The organism is Clostridium sp. AM33-3 (assembly GCF_003480315.1).
Taxonomy (GTDB): domain Bacteria; phylum Bacillota; class Clostridia; order Lachnospirales; family Lachnospiraceae; genus Brotaphodocola.
In genome coordinates, this window is record NZ_QUIV01000003.1 from 144,123 (window position 1) to 159,078 (window position 14,956).

A 14,956-nucleotide genomic window follows, 5' to 3' on the forward strand; every position below is an offset into this window, starting at 1 on the left:
ACTGCAACACATTTTTTTAAGGAAAAACGTTTAGATTTAGCTCTTTTGCGTATCCGTTGTTGATTTTGAGCATACTTACATGCTGTTTCTTTTAGCTTAAACAGATCAATTTTATACCAAGAACCCGACTTTTCGAAGCCGAGCTCTTAAATTTTTTCTAAAAAAGTGCTGCCACACTAATTTTCATTTAGTGCGACAGCCCCTTCTTAATTTTATTCTATTTTCCCAATCTCACTTTAATCTCTTTCATCTCCGGAATTGCTGAGATACCGCCACGGTGTTCCACGCACAAGCTTGCCACCGCATTTCCCACACGACCAAATTCTACCATCTGTCCGCGGGTCAGGTGTTCCGGTTCTGTTTCTGACTGAAGAAAAGATGCAGTAAAACCGCCCCAGAAGGAATCTCCGGCACCGGTTGTATCCACCACCTGAGACGAAAAACCTTCTGCCTTTACAATTCCATTTGCATTTCCAATCAATGCACCATCCCGGCCAAGGGTAACTGCTGCCAATCGAACCCCCTGACGAATCAGATATCTAAGTGCTTCTTCCGGGTCCTCATAAGGGGTCAGAAGCGCTGTCTCTTCATCTGATATCTTCATGATATCTACACAGGGAATCACCGACTGCATCCGAAGCTGTGCTGTCTCTACATCGCTCCACAGCGCCGCCCGATAATTTGGATCATAGGAGATAAGGGCACCGCTGCTCTTTGCCAGATTGACTGCTTCATAGGTTGCCGTCCGGGATGGATCATCGGTCAGCGACAGGGAACCAACATGAAAAACTCTTGTATTTTCCAAAATACTCTTATCTATTTCTTTCATGCAAAGCTGTGTATCTGCTCCTGGTTTTCGGGAAAATGAAAACTCTCGCTCCCCATTTTCTTTCAGACTAACAAAGGCCAATGTAGTAAAATACTTGTCATCCTGTATGAGATTTTCTGTATTGATCCCAGCTTTCACAAGGGTTTCCTTCAGAAAATCACCATGCATATCCCGGCCTACTTTTCCGATAAACGCTGTTTTTAATCCAAACTTAGCAGCGGCTGCCAGCATGTTGGCCGGTGCACCTCCCGGATTCTGCTCAAAGAGGCGCATTCCCTGCTGTGAGTTTCCAGCCGGAGTAAAATCAATCAAAAGTTCACCCAAAGCTGCGATATCCGTCTTTGCTTTCACCTGAATCATCCTCCGCCTTTTATTTTCGAATCTTAATATTGGCAAATTCTACTTTTGCGTCCTGTGCCAGCAGACCGATCTCATACTCCGGTTTCCGGAAAATACGATAGGTAAATGCCACCTGCTCGTCCACAAATACCTCAACCATGTCATGGTCGACCGAAATCTTCACATCAATTGTCTGTCCTTCTTTAATCTCAAAGGTCTTCTCAGCCACCCGAATGCCATCCGGTCCCGGTTCGGTTGCCTTCGGAACTGCCTGACAGGACTGCTCCCAGAACGGATCTACTCCCATCGGCAAGGACAGAAGCGATACCCGCTGCATGGCCACATCAAACTCCAGAAACAGGCATCCGCTTGCCTCCCGATCTGATTTTAACAAAATGCCAAAGGAATCATTTGCCTCTTTTGGAATAACCGTACCTGTAAACAGGAACTTTTCTTCCGGCTGTTCCAGAAAACCATATGAAGTTGTTCCACAACCATCCAGTTCAACGGTTGTATCTCCATAGAGCTTATATTCTCCCATAACCGGAAGATAATTCCAATCAACCTTTTCCTTAAAGCAGACTACATATTCTTCCGGAAGCTTCACATCCAACTGACCATCTTCCGTCGCAACTACCTCATGAGGAATACAGAAGGTTCCGCCCCAGTACCACTCACCACGGTCACTGTTTTCTGCACGATCATGCGCCCAGGCAAAATAGAAACGGCGTCCATTATCATCTTGCATAGATTTTGCTGCATAAAAGCGGCGTCCTCCGATGCCATCCTTTTTCGTTTTTTTCCACGGTCCAAATGGAGACTTAGATGTACGATAGATGGTATTCACGAATTCGGAAAAACGCGAGTAGGAAAGATACCAGGTATCACCTATTTTATACATCTCACTGCACTCTGGGCAATTAGTGTTGCCTGCCGAATATAATGGACCATAGTACTCCCAATTTACCAGATCCTTCGAACGATATAGCACGATACAGCCTCTTCTTGTAACCGGCATATCCAGTCTTCTGGCTGAAATCAGGATCCAGTAACATTTATCTTCCTCGTTATAAAACACATAGGGGTCACGCCAGTCCAATTTTTCGTACAGCTGGATCATCGGTTTAATCACGGGATTTGCCGCATCCTTGGTCCATGTAATTCCATCTTCACTGGTGGCATGGCAAATGGTCTGCTGATACTCAGCTGTCAGGCAATAGCCGGTGTAAAATGCATGATACTTTCCTTCGCCGTAGATAACCGAACCCGTCCATACACCGGAAGCATCCGGCTCATCGCCCTCACCCGGATACAGTGCCGTCGGAAGCTCTTCCCAATGCACCAGATCCTCTGAAACCGAATGGCTCCAGGTGGTACGCAGTCTCGCCGGATATACAGTGGTTCCCGGCGGGGAAGTCAGCGAAAAAATATGATATTTACCTTCATGATAAAACGGAATCGCATCACCGGTGGAATCCGCAAATGACATTTTTCTGAAAAAGTCCATATCTGATCTCCTTCTCTATCAATAAACTATTTCTTCTTTCTTAAGAGTGCCAGATTTCCTTTTTGGGAATCCAGAACAACTGCGCAAGCAATGATCAGACCTTTTACAATCAGCTGCCAGTAGGAGCTGACACCAATCAGGTTCAAACCATTGGAAATAATACCAATTACCATTGCGCCAAAAACAGTACCGCTGATACGTCCGCGGCCGCCTGCCATGGATGTTCCGCCCAATACGCAGGCTGCGATCGCATCCATCTCATAGCCGCTTCCGACTGAAGGCTGTCCAGAATACATTCTGGACGCTAACACCAGACCGGCAAAGGCAGCCAATGCTCCTGAAAGTGTAAATACGATAATCTCTACTTTTTTAATCGGAACACCCGAAAGACGTGCTGCCTCTCTATTTCCACCAATCGCATATACGTAAGTACCAAATTTTGTCTTTGAAAGCAGAAAACTGAATACTGCAATTAAAATAATCATATATACTACCGGAAGAGGAATGATGTTAAACAAATATCCGGTACCGATTGCAATAAAGAATTTATCTGTAATACGGGTAGACTGTCCGCCTGAATAGACATAGGCAATACCATTGCAGACATTCATCATTGCCATGGTAATAATAAATGCCGGAACCCGAAATTTCGATACAACTACACCATCAATCAGACCCGCCAGGATTCCGATTGCAACTCCGGCTGCAATTGCCACACCAATCGGCATTCCCTGGTTTACCACGAAACCAACAGTTAAGGTACCGCTCATCGCCACGATCGCTCCTACTGCCAGATCGATATGCCCAAGAATAATAATTAAGGTCATTCCCAATGCAATGTATGTGTTGATTGAAATCTGTCTGAGTACGGAAATAATATTGCCGGGTGTCAGAAATTTATCCGTTGCCAGCGCAACAATCACACACAAAATCACAAGTACTCCAATAATTCCCGTATTTCCTGTAAACACAGACAATATAGAATTGCCTGCTGTAGGTTTCTTTTCGTTCATCATTCTTCGCCTCCCGCTGCAAACTGCATAATTCTTTCCTGATCCAGTTCATCTTTTCCGAGCATTCCTGTCATCTTACCGGCCTTAATAATACATACGTTGTCGCACATATTGATGATTTCCGGTAATTCACTGGATACCATAATGATTGCTATTCCTTCTTTTGCCAGTTCATTGATAACCGAATATATCTCAAATTTAGCATTTACATCCACGCCTCTGGTCGGTTCATCCAGAATAAGCACATCCGGTTTAATTGCCAGCCATTTTCCGAGAACAATCTTCTGCTGATTTCCACCGGAAAGGCTTCCCGCTTCCACCAGCTCCACCCGGTTTGCCACTGCCCTGATACGAAGCTTCTCTTTATAATAATCAATCACTTCCTGACATTTTCGATTGCTGATTGCCACCCCATTGATATAGGAATCAATAGAAGCTAATGTCAGGTTAAATCCAACCGTATTTCCCAGTACCAGACCCTGTTTTTTTCGGTCCTCCGGTACCAGACCGACTCCTGCTTTGATTGCCTGAATCGGAGTTGAAAAATGAACCTCTTTCCCCTTTAAAAGGACGCTGCCACTCTGATATTTTCTGGCTCCAAAGATACATTCCATGATCTCGCTTCGTCCGGCTCCCACCAGACCTGCAAATCCAAGAATTTCTCCTTTTCTAACCCGGAAACTAATATCCGAAAATACACTTTCACAGGTCAGATTCTTTACCTCCAGTGCAGTTTCTGCCTGTTCCAAATCATTGTAATCCCTTGCATAAAAGCTTTGAAGCTCGCGTCCTACCATCATCGCAACCAATTCATTTGCGTTTGTTTCCGATGTTTTCTTTGTTCCCACATAAGCGCCATCCCGGATGATGGTAACCCGATCCGAAATCCGGAATAATTCCTCCATACGATGGGAAATATATATGATACTTACCTGTTTCTCTTTTAATCTCTCAATAATGCCGAATAACTGCTCCACCTCATCGTTGGAAAGCGACGAAGTCGGTTCGTCCATTACGATAATTCTTCCATCAAAGGAAACTGCTTTTACAATTTCCACCATCTGCTGCTGGGCAATGGTCAATGTCTCTACCAGTGTATCCGGCTGAATATTCACACCCAGATTCGCCAGCATCTCTCCAGCTCTGCGGTTTGTTTCTTTCATATCCACAGTGCCAAACTTTGTCTTTATTTCTCTTCCCAGGAAAATATTCTGTGCAACTGTCAGATACGGCACCAGCACAATCTCCTGATGAATGATTCCGATTCCCTTTTCCTGCGCATCGGAAACACCATTTATCTCCACATCCTGACCATTGATTCTGATCTTTCCACTGTCCGGCTTATAAATTCCTCCAAGGACCTTGATAAGCGTCGATTTTCCCGCTCCATTCTCTCCTAAAAGCGCATGAACCTCGCCCATTTCCAGGGAAAAATTAATCCCTGATAATGCATAGATCCCGGAAAAACTTTTCTTTATATCTATCATTTCCAGAATTGTTTTTCCCATAGAACCCTCCGTATTCCTTTTAGAAATGCGGCAATGAAACCATCGCCGCATTTATCCTCTTTTATAACTTTATCTAATCCGCTTCTACTGTTCCCGGCCAGAACGCCTGCAGAAACATCCGGATATTACTGCCAATCGCTCAGAGTCTTCTCAGCCTCTTCCTTCTCTACCAGATGAGAATCCAGATATACTTTCTTTTCACCCAGCTCGGTATTGCCGCCTACATATTTCTCGGCTGCATCAAAGGCATATTCTGCAATCTGAAGCGGAACCTGGCATGCAACTGCTGTAAATTCGCCATCCAGAAGTGCCTGCTTTCCATCCGGAGATGCATCGATACTATATACACCAATTTCTCCTGTCTTGTTCGCTGCTTTAATGGCTGCTGCTGCACCCAGAGCAGACGGGTCATTGATACAGAAGAATGCTTCCATATCCGGATTTGCTGTGATAATATCCTCAGCCAGTCCCATAGACTGATCCAGTGCAGCACCGCCATCCTGCTGTGCTACAATGTCAAATTTGTCTTTCTGATCGCCTAAGCCCTCAAGGAAACCATTTACACGGTCTACGCAGCTTTCATTGGACGGGAAATCCAGAACTGCAATTTTAGCTCCATCTGGATAATCCTTCGTCATCTGCTCGCCAACCAGCTGACCAGCCATATATGCATTGGTTCCAACAAACTGTGTTACAAACTGGTCAATATCATCATCAATAACAGCTGTATCTACATTGAAAATCGGAATGCCTGCTTCTGAAATCTCTGCTAATCCGGAAGTAATACCTGCGGAATCAACCGGGATAACAAATACGGCATCATATCCGCTGTTTGCACAGTCCGATAACTGGCTCAGCTGCTTATTCAGATCGTAATCCGGATCCAGGCAGGTATAAGAAATTTCATTTTCCTTGCACAGTTCACTGAGTTTTGCATCGATAGAGCTCTGGAATGTATTGTTCAATGTATTCGTGCAGAATGCAAAGGATAAATCGCTCTTTTTAGCTTCTCCATCTTTTACTTCTGTTTCTGCTGCAGAATCCGCTGCCGCTTCGGTTGTCGTACTGCTGGAAGAACCGCATCCTGCTAACAAAGCTGCCATCATACATACGGAAAGACCTGCTGCTGTGAATCTAAGACTTTTTTTCATGAATTTAATCCTCCTGTTTTTCTATCACTCTGACAATAAATGTTTTCGTTTCATTTTGATTTTACGTAAAATTTTCTTCTTCTGAAGGAGCTCTCCTATCTGATAACTAAATATTACTCCTCTCAAGTGCCTTTCGTCAACTCATTGCAGTCAAAATGCACTATTTTCAGCGATATAATTATCTTTTTTTATATGAATTTATGCATTTCTACACCTGCTTTTTATTTTTTACGTAAATTTTTATTTTGATATCGTTTCATTTTTCATTTTGTGCTATACTAGTTACTAGAAAATTAATCCTATTCCAAAATGATTGTAAATCATATGCAAACTATCAGGAGGGAAATTTTATGACGATTAAAGAAATCGCTGCCAAAGCCGGCGTCTCGATTGCTACGGTTTCACATGTGATCAACCATACACGCTATGTCAGTCCGGAACTGGTGGATAAAATCGAAGCTATTATTGAAGAAAGTGGATATTCCGAAAAAATCAAAAAGAAAGTACAGAAAATCAGAAGCGGACGCAGTTCTCAGATTGTTGCCGTTCTTCCAAACATAAAAAGTGCTCTCTACTGTGATCTCTGCAACCAGCTGCAGGCTTACGCAACTAGCCAGGGATACCAGTTTTACACTGCTGTCAGCAACGACAATCTGGAAGAAGAACATAGTATACTGAAAAATCTGGTTTCCAGTGCCAAAACAATCGGTATTTTCCTCTCGCCCACCAGCAGTAATCCCTCTGATTATTCGTTTCTTTATGAATCAGAGATCCCCTTTATCTGTGTTGAGCGTTATATTGATGATGATATTACTCCCAGAATCTTATTTGATTATCATGCTGCCTTTCAATCCGCCACTTCTTACTTTTTTGAGAGCGGACACGAAAACGTACTGTTTCTTGTGGAGAAAACAGATAGCCTCGCTAAACAGGAGAAAATTGCCGGGTACGAAAAAGCTCTGCTGTGCGCTAACCGGACGCTGAGCAACTCCTGCATCGCTGAGATAAGTCTGTATCAGTCCTACGATCTCATCAGCCTGAACATTCAAAAAAGCATCAGTCGATATCTACCGACAGCCATTGTTACCGGCGGCAACCGGCTAACTATGTTCCTGCTCAAGGCACTTCGGGAACTGGGAAAAGATTGTCCTCGTGACATTTCCATCATCGGATTTGATGATATGCTCTGGTGTGAATTGACTGCGCCGCCGCTATCCTGTATTCACAGAGATATCCGCCAGATGGCAGAACTGGCATCACAGGCACTATTCGACCGTATCAACCATCTCCCCGCATCCCCTCTCGCCCGGTATGCCGATGTTCATCTGATTTTGCGTGACTCCACCCGTATGATCGACAACGGTCCCCTGGGCGAGCAGGCAGTTTCACCGGACAGCATTTCTCTCTCCGCAGAAGAAAAAGCGCTTTTGAAAAAGGGGCATTATCAGGTTGCCGTCTCATTTCACTATACGGGGACCGCATGGGCGGCCCTTCACCAGAAAGGCATCCGGGATGAATTGGAACAATATGGCATAGACATTATTTCTACCATGGATGCTCATTTCGACCCGGTGCTCCAGAACATGCAGCTTGAAAGCATCAAAATGCAGCATCCAGATGCGGTGATCGCCATTCCCAGTGATGATGTTGAAACCGGACCTGCTTTTCAGGAATTATCCAGGATGACACGTCTGGTTTTTCTGAGCAACGTTCCGCAAAATTTCAACCGCAACGATTATGTCTCCTGTATCTCCGTCAACGAACGGGAAAACGGCACCAATACAGGACGCATGATCGGCGAATATCTGAAGGATAAAGCCCATGCCAAAGTCGGTTTCATCATCCATGGTGCCATGTTTTACGGCACTACTGAGCGTGATAACTATGCCGAAAAAACATTGCGGGAATCCTATCCCAACATTGAAATCATAGCCCGAAAAGGCTTCATCCAAATTGAAAATGCCTACAAAGTATGTCTGGAAATGGTCACAGAACATCCGGATATCCAGGCACTTTATGTAAGCTGGGACAGACCGGCCCTTCTTGCCATCAAGGCCTTAAAAGCTTTGAACCGGACGGATATTGCTGTCTTTACCACGGATCTGGATTTCGAGATTGCGGACGAAATGAACAAAGGCTTTGTAAAAGGGCTCAGCACCCAGAGACCCTATGACCAGGGAAAAGCGGCCGCTCTTGCAGTCGCTAAATCTCTGGTCAGTGATAACGTTCCAAAATATATTGGAGTGCAGCCTTATGTAGTTCATGAAAAACAGTTGAAACGCGCCTGGAAAGATATCTTCTTTGAGGCATTGCCGGAAGAGTTGGGATAAAAGCGAGCTGCCTTTACAAATGCTTCAAAAATCTGCCGGATAGCCGGATCCTGCTCCCACAGATATTCCGGATGCCACTGGACTCCCAGAAAGAAGGGATAATCCGGTTTTTCAACTGCCTCAATCAGATTTCCGGACGCATGGCCGCATGCCACCAGTCCCGGAGCAAGTTTGCGGCATGCCTGGTGATGCATGCTATTGACATTTAAGGTATTACTGCCCGTAAGCTGTTCCAGAAGTGTTCCAGGCAGCACCTCCACTTTATGGGATGGAATCGCATAATCAAAGGGCTGGACATGGGCAATCGGAAAATCCTGCGGGAACTGGCTTGGAATATCCTGATAAATATCTCCACCCAGAGCCACATTCAAAAGCTGGATACCGCGACAGATACCAAAGACCGGTTTTCCGGTTTGCATTACCAGTTTTAATAGCAGTATTTCCATACGATCACGCCGCAGGCAGACATTTCCACAGTTCGCCTGTGTTTCCTCCCCAAAATAAAAAGGGTGGATATCCGGACCGCCGGTAAACAAAAAGCCATCAAAGGTATCGACAATCTGCTGGAGATCTTCTTCTTCCAGATCAAGAGGCAGGATCATCGGAATGCCTCCGGCCGCGCGAATAGCCTTTAAATAAGCTGGCCGCATATATGGTTCATCACGTTCTATGTTGAAGTATGGAGTAAGGGCAATCAACGGTTTTTTCTTTGCCATGGGAAATCTCCTTTCAGGAAAAAGAATGTGCCTTGGTACATTCTCGTGGAGCGTTTTTGTATGATAGGACGCAATTTCCTCTCATACAAAAAATGCCCCTTCTGTACCGCAAATACAGAAGGGGCATTTGATGGTTTGAGTTTTAATTAACCCTCGCTGATAGCGCCGGTCGGGCAAACACCTGCACAGGTACCGCAGGAGATGCAAGCATCAGCGTCGATAACGTACTGGCTGTCTCCCTGGGAAATAGCGCTTACCGGGCACTCGCTCTCGCAGGTACCGCAACTAACACAAGAATCAGAAATTACATATGCCATGATAATATCCTCCTTAAATATTCTATAATCATTTCGCTGACATCATTGTATACTATATTTTAAAAATATTCAAGAGGGAAATATTGCACTTTTGAACAAAATAAGGTACAATATTGAGTTAGCTCTGGGTAACTATTTTAAAATAATTCCTAGAAAAAGACTATGAATTGTATATATTCAATAAAATTTCAGCATGTATCCTGTCTCCTGTTTTATGAATATTACTTGCGTATTTTGGTGAAAAGTATTATAGTGTAATGTAGTATATCCAAAAGGAGGAATTTCACATGCAGATCAGTAAAGATATGTTAATCGGTGAGCTGCTTCAGAAGAGCGATCTGATCGCCCCGATTTTAATGCGTGCAGGTATGCATTGCCTGGGTTGCCCGTCTTCTCAGGGAGAGTCTCTGGAAGAGGCATGCATGGTTCATGGTATTGATTGTGATGCGCTGGTAAACGGCATCAATGAGATCCTGGCTGATAAATAAAGAGCGGAAACGCATCGAAAAAGCGTGTGGGAACGAACAATCGTCTCCACACGCTTTTTATTATAACTTCTTCCCACTCCGTCCGAATCTCTTTTTCCGGAAAAACGGCATTCTTGCCGCTGCCGCCTCTGCCTTTCCCTTGTTTTCCTTCTGATGGGCCCGCAGCAGCTCATCCAGCGCTTTGAACCGCTCTTCCTCCTTCTCGTCACTGATCCGCATCATGTACTCCAGCTCCTGCACCATACGATCGTTGACCTGACGGCTGATTTCCTCACTCAGAGCTTCATTATTCTGCCTCATAGCCTGTCCAATGGCATTGCCTATGATGTGGTTCATGAGCTGCTGAAACTGATCCAGCTTTTCCTGATGCGACATTACCGCAGGCTCTTCTTCCATTCTGGCTGCTACCTCTGTCTTTGCTTCCCCGTCCATATTGCTCTCCACACTCTCCTCATTCATACTATCTGGCGTTGCCATATCCTGGCCGGTTTCCGCCGCATAACGATACACAGTTTCCGGCTCCAGCTGCGCCGCACCGGTCGATGTCTGTCTCAGAATTTCCGCAGCATTCTGCCTCAGGACCTCATTGAGATCCAATTCCTGCTCTCCAGCCAGCATCCTTTTTAACACCGGTTCAATTGCCTTCAGCTGATACCCTTTTTCCTTTAGCTCATTAATCTTTTGGAACATCTCAATATGCAGCTTTGTATAATACCGTTGATTTTTTCTGTCCCGCGGTATCTCCAGATGCAGCTCGTCCTCCCAGTAACGGAGCACATGATTCTCCACCCCCACCAGCCTGCTGGCCTGGGATATGGAGTAACGTCTCTCAGCCATCCTTTTCTCTCCTTAAGGTCTTTCCATAATTTCATACAGCTTATTTAATACTATGAACCAGTCCTCAGAATTATGCTTAAGGGGGAAAAGAAAAAGAGATGAATCCGAGGACTCATCTCTTGTAATGCTCCAATTCTTCTATTGTTCATTCTCTGCCTGCCGGTAGATCTGGATTGTGGAATACACGTGCTGCTCCAGTGCCTTTTTTAAACCTTCCGTATCGCAAAGTTCCAGCTGGTTTACGATGTTCGTATGCTCCCACTGAACACCTCGTAATGTTTCTTTATTATGACATGTAAAACCAGTGAACATACCTGCATAAACATTCAGGCTTTCATACATGTTCACGATCTGGTCATTCTGGCAGCATTTGATGATTTCCGTATGAAGCCGCCGGTCGTATTCGGACAGATGGCTGAAATTTTCCTTTGTGTAGTCCTGAATACATTTCTCATAAGCCTCGTTAGTTACCTGCAGAAGTTTCCGCACATTACTGATGAACTGCTCATCGCGCCGTACGGTATCTACAGCCGCAGCAGCGCAAAACTGTTCAATCATCAGCCGGGCTTCCCAGTTATTCTTCATATCCTGAAAAGTAAAAGTGCGCACACGCATGCCGCATTTCGGAATGGAAACCACAAGTCCCGTTGACACAAGCTGGTTTAATGCCTGTTTCACCGGCGTCTCACTGGCACCAAATTCTTCGCATAGCCAGCGCACAGTCAGGCGATCACCCTGAGCGTATTCCTGTTTCTGTATTTTCTGCCGTATTTTCTGCGCGATCTCATCGGCTAACAATTCCGTTCGTGTGCGTATCTCTCCCATCTCTCCACTCTCCAGTTGCTTTTCGTATCTTTAATTACTTTATAACATATTTTTCCATTTTCGACCAGTCTAAATCAACGCCCAGACCGTCTCCCTCCGGTACGAAAAAGCTCATCTGGCTGTCTGTCTCAAAGCTGCCCTTCATGATGTCTGTCTTTAACGGGTTCGGATTCTCCTCAGACTCCATCATCTCCGTATTCGGAAGCGCAGCTGCCAGATGTAGGCTTGCCGCAAACAGTACAGCAGAACCAAAGCAGTGCAGGGAAATCGGTTTGCTCATCGCCTGCGCCATAGCGCCGATCTTTCGGCACTCGGTGATGCCGCCAGCCCAGCCGACATCCGGCTGTACAATGCTGATCGCATCTTCCTGCGCCATGTGCTGGAAATTCTTCACGCCCTGTTGGGTCTCGCAGCCAATGACATGAAGCTGCGGAACTGCAGCATTCAGTTTCTTCATTCCTTCGATATCCTCAAATGGAATCGGCTCCTCCAGCCATGCCACGCCGAGGCGTGCCAGCTCCGGTGCGAATGATAACGCGGTCTGCGCATCCCAGGAGGCATTGGTATCTACCAGAAGTTTTCCGGAACCAACGATCTGTTTTGCAACCTCAATCCGCTTATAATCTTCCTCAACACTGACTGCGCAAGCCTGATTTGCCATATAGGTAAGGGGTGCGTTGGAGCGCTCCAGCGTCCGGCCAATCTTGATCTTCATGTCACGGTAGCCCTGGTCTTTGTAGTGCTCCAGTTCTTCCTCCAGCTTATGCAGGTCTTTTCCCGGAGCATAGAAACCGCCGCTGGCATAGGACGGTACCCGGTCAAGATGCTGGCCCAGCAGCTTGCATACCGGCATATGGGCTGCTTTTCCAAGTAGATCCCACAGTGCGATATCGATGCCGCTCATGGCTCCCATAGTCATACTTCTGCGGCCATGAGCAATGGTGCGCCAGTACATGGTATTCCAGTGCTTTTCAATCTCTGTCGGATCCTGGCCGATCAGCATCGGCCCCAGCTGCTCTTCCACCAGATATTTCATAATCTTAAGCGGAGCGCCATAGGTAAATGCCTCACCGATTCCGTACAGTCCAGCATCGGTTTCGATTTTTACCAGAAGTGCCTGTCTGGCAGTCGAGGTAGACAACGCATCGCTGATGGGCGAACAGGTACAGCGCAACATAATTCCCCGAATTGCTGTAATCTTCATATCATCGTTTCCTCATCTTTCTTCTTATAATTAAACGCTCATTCCCAGCATAGTCGGGAACCACAGGCTCAGCTGTGGGATAAAAGTTACCAGAAGCAGTGCAGCAAGCAGCGCGCCCAGCCACGGAACCAGTGCCCTGGAGAAGCGGCCAATGGAAATGTGGCCTATCTTACTGATTACAAACAGAACCAGACCAAACGGCGGTGTCAGCAGACCAATCATTAAATTCAGAACCATAATGATACCGAACTGAGTCAAGTTGATATTATAGGCTGTCAGCAGCGGAAGGATCAACGGCACTACGATGGTGATTGCAGATGCAGTCTCCAGAAAGCAGCCTACGATCAGCAGAAATACATTGATAATCAGGAGCAGCGTTACCTTGCTGGATACCACACTGGTCATGGAAGTCAGGATCATCTGTGGGATTTTGGCACGGGTAGCTACATAACCGAAGAAGGTTGCGCCTGCAATGATCAGAGCGATGGTCAGGGAATCTCTTACGGTCTCCTTTAAAATAGCGATAAATTTCTTTAAGCTCAACTCACGGTATACAACCACATCCAGAAATAGGCTGTATAATACGACGATTGCAGCACTCTCAGTAGGAGTGAATACACCGCCGTAAATACCAACCAGAAGGATGATCGGCGCCATAAGCGGTAAAAACCCCTCTTTTAATGCATGACCAAACTCATGGAAGGTCGGGAATTTGGTTCTCGGATAATGACGCTTGATTGCGTAAATGGTTACGACAACCATCATTAACAGTGCCATAACGATTCCAGGAACAATACCTGCCATGAACAGGGCTCCTACGGACGCACCGGAAACGGTTGCGTATACAACCAGCGGAATGCTCGGCGGGATGATTGGTCCCATGGTGGAGGAAGCTGCGGTTACACAGCAGGAGAAATCGTTATCAAATCCATTTTCATTCATGGCCTTGATCTCAATGGCTCCAAGACCGCCGGCATCGGATACTGCGGTGCCGGACATACCAGCAAAAATCACGCTGGATAAAATATTTACATGGCCAAGACCGCCAGGCAGCCAGCCTACTACTTTCATACAGAACGCAAACAGCTTTTTGGTAATACCACCGGTGTTCATCAGCTTTGCGGCTAAAAGGAACAGCGGGATTGCAAGCAGTGTGAAGGAGTTTGTTCCAGTGTACAGATACTGTGTCAGAATACTCCATTTCATTCCTGAGGTTGCCATCATCAGCGCACATCCAGTCAACGCCATGCTGATGTATACCGGAACTTTCAGCAGGAACAGCAGCAGCATACAAATAAGAATAACAACAATCATGGTTTTCATATTCCCAGATCCACCTCCGACTCTTCTTTTCTTGCCTGTTCTTTTTCTTCCGCATTGATATCAAAGCACTCATTCTTTCCAAGGGCTGACATAACTGCCTTCACAACTGCAACTACAGCCAGGAACGCAAAAGAAACAAAGAATGCATAATACAGCCAGTTCATCTTAATCCAAGTCATAGAAACCGCAGTTACGCCCTTGTTGCTTCCGATGAAGGTAACCAGGCTGCGCATGCACAGACATGCAAATACTGCAATCAGAAGATTTACCAGGGTATCAACGACTCTACGAATTCCCTTCGGTAAAATGTTGACTACCATATCAACGGAAATATCAGCACCCTCTGTCAGAGCCAGCGGCGCTCCGAGAAAGATCAGCAGGCTGAAAGCCAGTCTGGAAAGCTCCTCTGTAAAGTTCTGACCGATGGTAAACAGTCTGCATACAATCTGAATACACATACATCCCAGAATTACCAGTAACAAACATACACATATCGCTTCTACTATTTTCAAATACCAGCGAGCAATCTGTTTCATTAATTCATGCCTCCTATTTCTTTATATAGAAAG

General features: G+C 45.6%; 14 protein-coding genes. 2 read left to right on the plus strand and 12 right to left on the minus strand.

From position 1 onward, the window contains the following. Positions 1 to 217: 217 nt before the first annotated feature. The 5 genes from DW819_RS03030 to DW819_RS03050 all read right to left on the minus strand — a co-directional run bounded on the left by DW819_RS03030 (position 218) and on the right by DW819_RS03050 (position 6,347). Positions 218 to 1,180: a carbohydrate kinase gene (locus DW819_RS03030; protein WP_207665291.1), complete on the minus strand. Its 963-nt coding sequence runs from the start codon at positions 1,178 to 1,180 to the stop codon at positions 218 to 220. A 19-nt stretch (positions 1,181 to 1,199) separates the two neighbouring features. Continuing rightward, complete coding sequence (locus DW819_RS03035) at positions 1,200 to 2,675, minus strand: glycoside hydrolase family 32 protein (protein WP_118732007.1); 1,476 nt, start codon at positions 2,673 to 2,675, stop codon at positions 1,200 to 1,202. Positions 2,676 to 2,701: 26 nt separating this feature from the next. Beyond that, positions 2,702 to 3,691, minus strand: coding sequence for an ABC transporter permease (locus tag DW819_RS03040; RefSeq protein ID WP_118732008.1), 990 nt, complete (start codon positions 3,689 to 3,691; stop codon positions 2,702 to 2,704). Further along, a complete protein-coding gene (locus tag DW819_RS03045) occupies positions 3,688 to 5,196 on the minus strand; it encodes a sugar ABC transporter ATP-binding protein (RefSeq protein WP_118732009.1) in 1,509 nt (502 codons plus the stop codon). Before DW819_RS03045 ends, DW819_RS03040 begins: the two co-directional genes overlap by 4 nt. A 125-nt stretch (positions 5,197 to 5,321) precedes the next feature. Beyond that, positions 5,322 to 6,347, minus strand: coding sequence for a sugar ABC transporter substrate-binding protein (locus DW819_RS03050; RefSeq protein WP_118732010.1), 1,026 nt, complete (start codon positions 6,345 to 6,347; stop codon positions 5,322 to 5,324). Positions 6,348 to 6,697: 350 nt separating this feature from the next. Here DW819_RS03050 and DW819_RS03055 point away from each other — a divergent pair, with 350 nt between their 5' ends. Continuing rightward, positions 6,698 to 8,677, plus strand: coding sequence for a LacI family DNA-binding transcriptional regulator (locus DW819_RS03055; protein WP_118732011.1), 1,980 nt, complete (start codon positions 6,698 to 6,700; stop codon positions 8,675 to 8,677). Here DW819_RS03055 and DW819_RS03060 read toward each other — a convergent pair. After that, the gene (locus DW819_RS03060) at positions 8,608 to 9,393 is read right to left on the minus strand and encodes a gamma-glutamyl-gamma-aminobutyrate hydrolase family protein (RefSeq protein WP_118732012.1); all 786 of its coding nucleotides are present in this window, start codon (positions 9,391 to 9,393) and stop codon (positions 8,608 to 8,610) included. The genes DW819_RS03055 and DW819_RS03060 overlap by 70 nt on opposite strands. Positions 9,394 to 9,539: 146 nt before the next feature. After that, positions 9,540 to 9,710: a 4Fe-4S binding protein gene (locus tag DW819_RS03065; RefSeq protein WP_118720865.1), complete on the minus strand. Its 171-nt coding sequence runs from the start codon at positions 9,708 to 9,710 to the stop codon at positions 9,540 to 9,542. Positions 9,711 to 9,997: 287 nt separating this feature from the next. Between DW819_RS03065 and DW819_RS03070 the strand changes: the two genes are divergently transcribed. Next, positions 9,998 to 10,198 (plus strand): DUF1858 domain-containing protein, encoded by a 201-nt coding sequence (locus DW819_RS03070; protein WP_118732013.1) that lies wholly within the window; start codon positions 9,998 to 10,000, stop codon positions 10,196 to 10,198. A 60-nt stretch (positions 10,199 to 10,258) separates the two neighbouring features. Here DW819_RS03070 and DW819_RS03075 read toward each other — a convergent pair whose 3' ends face one another. From DW819_RS03075 to DW819_RS03095, 5 genes are all read right to left on the minus strand, one after another. Beyond that, the gene (locus DW819_RS03075) at positions 10,259 to 11,035 is read right to left on the minus strand and encodes a helix-turn-helix domain-containing protein (RefSeq protein ID WP_118732014.1); all 777 of its coding nucleotides are present in this window, start codon (positions 11,033 to 11,035) and stop codon (positions 10,259 to 10,261) included. A 138-nt stretch (positions 11,036 to 11,173) separates the two neighbouring features. Next, a complete protein-coding gene (locus DW819_RS03080; RefSeq protein WP_118732015.1) occupies positions 11,174 to 11,860 on the minus strand; it encodes a GntR family transcriptional regulator in 687 nt (228 codons plus the stop codon). A 34-nt stretch (positions 11,861 to 11,894) separates the two neighbouring features. After that, entirely contained in the window at positions 11,895 to 13,064 is a 1,170-nt protein-coding gene (locus DW819_RS03085; RefSeq protein ID WP_118732016.1) for a mandelate racemase/muconate lactonizing enzyme family protein, read from the minus strand. Positions 13,065 to 13,094: 30 nt separating this feature from the next. Then, positions 13,095 to 14,387, minus strand: a complete 1,293-nt coding sequence (locus DW819_RS03090) for a TRAP transporter large permease (RefSeq protein WP_118732017.1) — start codon at positions 14,385 to 14,387, stop codon at positions 13,095 to 13,097. Continuing rightward, complete coding sequence (locus tag DW819_RS03095) at positions 14,384 to 14,923, minus strand: TRAP transporter small permease (RefSeq protein ID WP_118732018.1); 540 nt, start codon at positions 14,921 to 14,923, stop codon at positions 14,384 to 14,386. The genes DW819_RS03090 and DW819_RS03095 overlap by 4 nt, the downstream gene beginning before the upstream one ends. Positions 14,924 to 14,956: the final 33 nt, after the last annotated feature.